The organism is Microbacterium sp. Bi128 (assembly GCF_918698205.1).
The window spans coordinates 1-7,502 of the sequence record NZ_CAKKMM010000190.1 but is presented as its reverse complement, the minus strand read 5'-3'; the positions used below and the strand labels follow the sequence as shown (position 1 = coordinate 7,502).

Sequence of the window (7,502 nt, the reverse complement as noted above, 5' to 3'; positions counted from 1 at the left end):
GTGGGGTGCGGCGGCGCGGCGGCGCGGCGGCGAACCGCGGTTCGGGGCAGTGACGCGGCGGCGCAACGAGGTTTGGGGCGGATTCCTCCGTTTGGGGCGTGATTACCGCGCCCCAAACGCAGGATCGCGCCCCAAACCCGGAAGCTACCCCCGGAGCGGTACGGCCGTCCCCGACACCCGGATGCCACCGGCCGGGGGCACGTCCACCTCGAGGATGCTCGGGCGGCCGATGTGCCGCCCCTGATGCACGGTGACGTGGAACGGCGCCGGCATCCCGAGCCGGTCGCGCAGGTACGCGCCGAGCGCCGCGGCCGCGGAACCGGTGGCGGGGTCTTCGGTGATGTCGCCGACGGGGAAGAGGTTGCGCGCCTCGACGTCGGCGCCGTCGGCGAGCTCGCCGGCGACGTGGACCACCGTGACGGTCCCCGTCCACCCGCGCGCGTCCATCAGCACCCGCAGGGCGTCGGCGTCGTACCCGAATCCGTCGAACCGCTCGATCGTGCGGACGGCGACGACCGGATGCCGGTTCCCCGCGAACGCTTCAGCGAGCGGCATCCGCGGGTCGAGGTCGTCGCCGTCGAGTCCGAGGAGTGCGAGCAACGGCGCCGCATCGTCGAAGTCGCGGACTGTCGGCTCGACGCTCGTGAAGCCCGCCGCGATCCGGCCGTCGTCCTCCCGCGCCGACACCTCGACGTCGCCCGCCGCGGTCTCGAACACGAACTCCCCCGGACCCACGGACTCGGCGAGGGCGACCGCCGTCGCGATCGTCGCGTGCCCGCAGAACGGCACCTCGGCCTCGGGCGAGAAGTACCGCACCCGCAGCCGATCACCGTCCCGCGCGACGACGTACGCCGTCTCGGGATACCCCAGGTCGGCCGCGATCCTCAGCATGTCGGTGTCGTCGAGGGCCGTGGCATCCAGGACCACTCCCGCCGGATTCCCGCCGCCGGGTTCCGCGGCGAAGGCGAGCAGGTGCAGGATGCCAGGGGCTTCGGTCATGCGTCGATTCTTCCGGCCGCGGTGCGGGGCGTCGCGGGCCAGTGCGCGATCGGTGGACCGCGTCGACGTCCCGAGTGACAGCCGTTAATCCTGGTTAGCGGCCACAACCTGGGGACTCGCGCGTGGCGCCGTAGGCGAAGCGCAGTTCCGTCCAAGTAGCCTCCTACACCGCTGCAGACTCGCCACTCCTCCTGTCCGATTCGGTCATGACCGACGAAGTCCAGCGCTACCTCCGGGATGCATCCCTAGACGCCAGTGCGTGAGTCCGGCACCGGCCGCTCGCCGTTGACCTTGACCTTCGTGAACCGAAGCACCTTGATTGCCTTCCGCGTGAGCGACTCAGCGATCGCCGCGGTCGAGACGATCCACTCGATGTTCCCGGTGATCTCTCCTTTCGCATCGTCGGCCTCCGTGTTCACCCGAACAAACTCGTGGGCGATCCGACCACGAGTGAACGACGGATGTGTGAGCCCGCTCGTGAACCTCCAGGCGGCAGTAAGGAGGGAGGGTCGCGAGTCGGTCAGGAGAACAGCGGCCTGCTTGACGACCTCTTCCCATCCGGGCATGTTGGCGTACTCAGAGGCCTGGATGTCATTGACGCGGGCGATCTCGCGCATCTGCTCTCTGGTCCTCTTGGCGTCCTTCGCGTATACACGCTTCATGCGCATCTGCTTGGACAACTCCTCCTCGTAGGCGACGCAGTGGATGAACGCCTTCTCGTAAGAAAGCTCATCTTGGGCGACCTGTAGCCTGCGAAGGACGCGCTCCCGGCGGGTGGCAGGGATGAGCATCCACGCGGCCATACTCGATGACTCGATGGCAGCGCGCGAGAGCGGATAACTGGCCGCCAACGGAATCTGCAGCCCGGTGTCATTGGCCACGAGCTCCGCGATGCCCTGACACATGTCGATTGCCTGGACGAGGCAGTACTGCACGTGCTGGCCAATCGCCAGCGGCCACGTAGCCCTGTCGTCCGCGGCTCTGAGTGACGTTGACCCGGCGCGGGCATCGTAGACGCGGTCGTACAGTTCTTGCAGCTGGCCTATCCGCGCCACCACGCGCTCCAGCTCTGCTTCCCAATCGGTATCACTCGTCGTCACGAGCGCCATCCTTGCACTCCGGAATCCATCTAACGGAAGGTGCTGGTCGCGAATGCTCTGAGGACTCGGAGTAGATCGCCCAACGGGCACTGCCTGTTAGGCAGGCCTTCTCGTGCACGCCGCTGCGCGGCGGTCCCATGCGGCGCACCGAGCGCGAGTGGCGGGTCGATTACTGCGCCGAGAGCCCCGCGACCAGTGGCCACAAAGCCATCGGCGTGTGCGCGGAGTCGGCTGCTGGACAGGTGAAGATGCGCGCCTTTCACATCGGGTCCGGGCGGGCCGTGGCCAGCATCCAGGAGAGGATCACGAGCGTCTCCACGCGCGTGCCGTGCTCCGCGCCTACTTCGCGAGCATCGGGTAGACCCGGCCACTGGTCTCGCGCCTCGCGGGACCGCAACCAGGTGGGCAGTATCGTCACAGGTCGCTCCGCACGCTCGCCGTTGCGTAGCAGCGCGACGGCTACGACCGCAGTCAGCGGTGGCTTGCGGTCTCCTGGACGCTGGCGACGGGGCCTAGATCACAGCGAGGGCGAGCGCTTCTCCCGAGGCTCACCTCTAGTCACTGCCGGCCGCGCGGCCTGTGAGAAGTGGAATGACGTTGGACGTCCTGTTCTGGACCTCTGAGTCATCGTCACGGCCATCAATGCGAGGGGCCCGTGCAGTGGCGATGTCGAAGAGGTCGCGGGGCGCGCGCGCCTGATCCACGAGTGACTCGCGCGGGATGCCCGACGCTTCCAGCAGCTCCGTCGACCGCGGCAGCATGGACGGCTGCTCGACTGATGTCACCAGGCCGGGCTCGTTCCGGCGCCAACCGCGCTGGCTCAGGGTGATGATGGCGTTGCGGTAGGTCACATCGCTGATGGCGCCCAATCGGCGCGCCCGGAAGAGAAGCGCCTGGATGCTGACACCCCACTGCTCCTTGAGCGTCCCGAGGACGTCCCACGCGCGAGCGTTCATCGCAGTCGGCAATACGTCCCGGATTTCCGCCGTGGGCATCAGCAGCTCCGACGCGAACCGGTTGGCCTGTTCCTCCACGATGCGACCGCCGGGCTCGGCGTCACGATGCATGACGAGGTGGCCGAGTTCGTGAGCGACGTCGAACCGTTGTCGGTAGTAGTCGCTCTTGACGGGGTTGAGGACGACCACCGGTCGGCTCGCAGACTCGAAGGAGTACGCGTCCACCGAGGATGTTTGCGTCGGGCTGAACACGACGAGCACACCGTGGTTCTCGAGCAGGCGCACCATGTGCTTCATCGGTCCCGTGTCGATGCCCCATGCACGCCGGAGCTCGCGGGCTGCCTCCTCCGGGCCGTCTCCCACGTCGTCGGCTGCCACCTCGAACGAAGGAACGTCGACCTCAGGGAACTCGACATGTTTCTCGATGGCGTCCGCGATGTCTACCGCAAGCAGTCCATATGCGAACGCCTGGTCACGAGCCCGCTGGCTCGTCGACCGCAGCGAGCGGAAGTGAGGGACAGAGTCCTCGGCTGTCGCTGCTGTGCCTCGGGGTGCGAAGAACGCCGGTGTCACTCCCAGCCCCAACGCCAACTGGGCTACGTTGGCAGCGGTGGGACGCTTGGTTCCTGCCTCCCACGCAGCGACGGTCGTCGCGCTCTTCTCAATACGAGCGGCCAGGTCGCTCTTGCGCAGACCCTCGAGCTGACGTGCGAGTGTTAGCCGGTCGCCGGCGAAGAGGGTGGGCACCTGTGGGCTGCTCAACTTGCGTCCTCCGCAGCATCCTTCTTGCGCAGGCGCAAGGTGACGTCCGGTTCCTGCTGCGTCGGCGCGGGAGCGTCGGGCATCACACGGCCGGCCTGGTCGGGCTCCGGTCCGCCCAACAGATCCTCATGCCAGTGCCACGGCCCCCCGAGGTCGTCGTTGTAGCGGGCGTGACCGATGGCGAGTTCGCGTTCGGCTGTCTCGCGGTCCAAGGCATGCACCAGGACGAGCGTGGGCATGGGAACAGTCGGCAGGTCGTCCTGAGAAGCGAGATCGTTGCGCTGCTCAATGTCGAGCATCACGTCGAGCAGCGTCAGAAGTTCTGTCTCGTCAGGTCTCTGGCGGGCAACCGCCTGAAGCGTAGGGCTGGCCTTCGTCCAGTCAATCCGTGCGATCTCACCTCGCGAGAACGAGTGAGTGATGAATCGGAACCCGCCAACCGTCCAGCCGTTGCTGCCGCGGAAGTTCGAGCGGGTCACCGTTCCGGCGGGGATCACGGGCATCGTGAGACGCGCCCGCTCGCTCAGTCCCTCGTAGAGCACATCGAGGCCGACCGACTCCATGCCTTCGGCGACTTCATACTCTCCACAAGAGAAGACGCGGTCGAAGCGGTCGGCGATGAGTTCATACCTACCGACCCCGGCGGTGAGCGCTCCGTACCCGTTGGCGCGGGTGAGGTCGTCGAGCGCCTGCTCACAGGCGGAGTTGTAGGCCCACGCGAGGCCGCGCGCGACATCGTTAGCGTGGAGGACGTCGAGTGCGCGTTGGCGGGTGATCACGCGATCAGATTACACCCAAAGGCAGTAAACGTGTTCCTGAAATCACCCACCTACCTACTTCTTCGTCGTAGGAGCGTTATAGAGTGTGGATTGCACGAAGGAGCCCCGACCGGCAGGTCAGGGACAAGCTCTGGACGCAGCAGGTCGGGGCTGAGGTGTCTGGTCGACTCCTTGACTCTAGAGGCTCCGTGGTCTCTGCACGAGCGGGCTCAAGTCCGGTCGGGTGATCTGTTTCTCTGCAACAGAAAAGGAGCGCATCATGGCGAAGTCGTCGTCACGGTCGTCCAAGCCCTCGAAGGCATCGCTGAGCAAGGCGGGACGGACGCTCGCGTCCAACTCGTCGAGCAAGCCGGCCAAGTCGAAGGCGGGCTCGACGCTCGGCAAGGGCTGAGCATAGACGGGGTCGACGGCGTTGCCGTCGGCCCCCTCTGCTGTGGCAACCTCCTACGACTACCCCAACACGGTCCGCACACGCAGCGCGGAGGCGATGATCCTGGTTAGCGGCCATAACCTGGAATAGCGGCCGCGTTGGTCCCGATCGAGGGCCATCAATGGCGGGTGTCCCGCTCCCGCTTCGCCCGCAGCAAAGCACGGGCGGACGGGAATCCCGACCGTCGCGCGATCTCGGGCGTCGGCAGTCCCGTCGCCGCGAGACCGTCGGCGAGTTCGAGGCGCCGCGCCCGCAGGGCGGCGCTGGGCGTGCGCCCCTGCCGCGCGAAGATGCGGGCGAGGTACTGCCGCGACACCTGCAGGGCGACGGCGAGGTCTTCGACGGTGAAGCCCGGGTCCTGCGCGCGCTCCGTGAGCAGTCGGGTGGCGGCGGCGAACGTGGCCTGGGCCGACCGGAAGCCCGAGGCCGCGGCATCCGCCCCCGCTCGCCCCGCGATGAGCGCCGCGCACAGGCTCTCGATCGCGTGGCCGAGCGCCGACTCGGCGGCGACGCCCAGCCGGTGGTCGCCGTTGAGGATCGCGTTCACGGTGGATGCCAGCGCCCGCCACGCCGGAGAGTCGTCGGCGCCCGGGAGCGCGGCGGGTTCGTCGAGCAGGCGGTGGGCCGTGACGATCTCGATGCGGGCCGTAGGCTGACCGGCCGTCGCGCGCACGAAGACGGCATCGGGATAGACGAGGGCGTCACCGGCGGCGAGAGGGCGGCCTCCGCCCGGGAGCTCGACGTCGATCGCGCCCTCGGCCTGCAGCACGAGCGTGGAGCCGTGTGCCACGCGTGGCGCGGGCTCGATCACCAGCGCGGTATGCCACAGGCGGCGGATGACGACGGCGGCGACCTCGGCCTCGTCGACGATCAACACGGTCGGGCTCCCCGCGACGGGCGTGGCCACGAGGGAACGCTGCGCGAACCACTCGACGACCGCTGGCCCCTCGGCGCGCAGGTTCCGGGTCATGCGGTTCCGATCTCGGGAGGTGTCGCTCCAGCGTCGCGGGCCTTCGTCGGGGTTCTCTCCGATGGGCGGAATCAATCACCCCCACGTTCATTCCTTGGCAGCCCCGGATGCCACGTGCACCAGCGCGTCGTCACCCGAAACGCCCGTGACAACCCCGGCTTGGCGCACGCGGAGGGACGCCCGAATGCTGGCGAGACCCGAACCCGAAAGGTCTCCCATGTCGCACGACATCGAGCAGCACACACCTCCCCCCTCCCCGACCCGCCGGACCGTTCTCACCGGCGCCGCGTGGTCGGTGCCCGTCATCGCCGCGGCGAGCCTCGCGCCGCTCGCCGCCGCGTCCGGCACGCCGGTGCTCGCCTTCAACCAGGCGACGTACAACGGCACCGCCTGCGGCACGATCACCGGCGCGTCGGTCTCGGTCACCACCAACGGCACCCCGACCGCCGGCGTCAGCGTCACGACGACGCTGAGCGGCGGGTACACGTTCGCCGGCGGCTCCGCGACCTATACCGGCGTCAGCGATGGGAGTGGGGCGGTGGCGCTGCCGGCGATCACCGTGCCCGGCGTGGGCGGTACCGTCTCACTGTCCGCCTCATCGGGAGCCACGACCACGAGCTCAACGGTCGCGAGCGCCATTCCACAGAATGGCGCATACGTGAAGTATGCAGCGCAAACGTCCTCCGACCACGCTCCCCACGTTCCGACGAACGCGCGACCGCTTGCCGCGGGGTACTTCTTGGCCACCAATGGCGACCTCTATAAGTTCGATACCCTCGTCGACACCAACGTGATCGACGCCACCGGGTACAACTACGGCGGGACCGGGGACGCCGTCGTATACACCAAAGCGGACGGCGGGTACTTGAAGTATGCCGCCCAGACGACGTCCACGAAGTTCTCTGACGTACCCTCGAGCGCAAAACCCCTTGCTGGAATCTACTTCCTCGCTCCAAACGGCGATCTTTTCAAGGCGAATACAGTCGTAGACACCAACGTCAAGGCCGCCACTGGATACAACTACGGCGGGACCGGGGATGCTGTTGTATACACAAAGACTAATGGCGGGTACATCAAGTACCAGTTTCAATCAACGTCTGATTTCTTTCCGGATGTACCCTCAACCGCTAAGCCTCTCGCGGGAATCTATTTTCTCGCGCTTAACGGCGACCTCTACAAGGGCAACAGCATCGTCGACACCAACGTGACGGCCGCAACCGGGTACAACTACGGCGGCACCGGAGACGCTGTCGTATACACCAAGCCCAGTGGCGCTTACATCAAATACCAGGCTCAGCCCTCCTCATACTTCTCGTCGAACGTGCCCGCTAACACCGAGCCGCTGGCGGCGGGCTATTTCCTGGGCCCAGATGGAAAGCTCTACAAGAACAACAGCGTCGTCGACACCAATGTAACCTCCGCAACCGGATACAACTACGGCGGCACCGGAGACACAGTCGTCTACACCAAGGCGGCTCCATGTTGAGAAACCTCTTTCTCACGCAC

General features: G+C 67.0%; 8 protein-coding genes. 2 read left to right on the top strand and 6 right to left on the bottom strand.

Annotated elements, in window-relative coordinates; genetic code table 11:
• Window positions 1-144: 144 nt before the first annotated feature.
• The 5 genes from LQV45_RS14055 to LQV45_RS14035 form a co-directional block, all read right to left on the bottom strand.
• Entirely contained in the window at window positions 145-999 is an 855-nt protein-coding gene (locus LQV45_RS14055; protein WP_230007566.1) for a PhzF family phenazine biosynthesis protein, read from the bottom strand.
• Window positions 1,000-1,244: 245 nt separating this feature from the next.
• On the bottom strand, window positions 1,245-2,099 hold the full coding sequence (locus LQV45_RS14050) for a hypothetical protein (RefSeq protein ID WP_230007565.1): 855 nt from the start codon (window positions 2,097-2,099) through the stop codon (window positions 1,245-1,247).
• 259 nt (window positions 2,100-2,358) lie between these two features.
• Window positions 2,359-2,517 (bottom strand): hypothetical protein, encoded by a 159-nt coding sequence (locus LQV45_RS14045; RefSeq protein ID WP_230007564.1) that lies wholly within the window; start codon window positions 2,515-2,517, stop codon window positions 2,359-2,361.
• Window positions 2,518-2,653: 136 nt separating this feature from the next.
• On the bottom strand, window positions 2,654-3,817 hold the full coding sequence (locus LQV45_RS14040; RefSeq protein WP_230007563.1) for an ImmA/IrrE family metallo-endopeptidase: 1,164 nt from the start codon (window positions 3,815-3,817) through the stop codon (window positions 2,654-2,656).
• On the bottom strand, window positions 3,814-4,596 hold the full coding sequence (locus LQV45_RS14035) for a hypothetical protein (protein ID WP_230007562.1): 783 nt from the start codon (window positions 4,594-4,596) through the stop codon (window positions 3,814-3,816). Before LQV45_RS14035 ends, LQV45_RS14040 begins: the two co-directional genes overlap by 4 nt.
• Window positions 4,597-4,855: 259 nt before the next feature.
• Here LQV45_RS14035 and LQV45_RS35675 point away from each other — a divergent pair, with 259 nt between their 5' ends.
• Window positions 4,856-4,987, top strand: a complete 132-nt coding sequence (locus tag LQV45_RS35675; protein ID WP_268932567.1) for a hypothetical protein — start codon at window positions 4,856-4,858, stop codon at window positions 4,985-4,987.
• A gap of 157 nt (window positions 4,988-5,144) precedes the next feature.
• Here the strand turns inward: LQV45_RS35675 and LQV45_RS14030 are convergent, their stop codons facing one another.
• The gene (locus tag LQV45_RS14030) at window positions 5,145-5,996 is read right to left on the bottom strand and encodes a helix-turn-helix domain-containing protein (RefSeq protein WP_230007561.1); all 852 of its coding nucleotides are present in this window, start codon (window positions 5,994-5,996) and stop codon (window positions 5,145-5,147) included.
• Window positions 5,997-6,213: 217 nt separating this feature from the next.
• Here LQV45_RS14030 and LQV45_RS14025 point away from each other — a divergent pair, with 217 nt between their 5' ends.
• A complete protein-coding gene (locus tag LQV45_RS14025) occupies window positions 6,214-7,482 on the top strand; it encodes a hypothetical protein (protein WP_230007560.1) in 1,269 nt (422 codons plus the stop codon).
• Window positions 7,483-7,502: the final 20 nt, after the last annotated feature.